Source organism: Photobacterium sp. R1 (assembly GCF_054600795.1).
Genome location: NZ_BAAHZP010000832.1, coordinates 1 through 247, shown reverse-complemented (window position 1 = coordinate 247; position 247 = coordinate 1). Strand labels below are relative to the sequence as shown.

Here is a 247-nt window from a genome sequence, read left to right as displayed (position 1 = left end):
CCGGCTCAACAAAATCCTTCGCTTCATCAAAGTTATTTAACGTGATTGTCGGGCCTTGATTATCAAAAAATGCAGAAACGGCATTCGAACGGCCTTCAAACCCATTGATATCTGTCGCTTTCACAAACAGTTTGATTTGACGACTCGCCGCATAGTTAATTAAATCTGTGTTAGCTTTTTGCAGATCAATATTGATATTGCTCAGCCCTTCCGGTTTAAACGGCTCAACCAGCTTGATGTCTCCATC

At 41.7% G+C, this 247-nt stretch carries 1 protein-coding gene; it reads right to left on the bottom strand.

From position 1 onward, the window contains the following. Positions 1-247, bottom strand: a 247-nt coding sequence (locus tag ACYP03_RS27410; RefSeq protein ID WP_459782860.1) for a hypothetical protein, incomplete at both ends; no start/stop codon positions are given.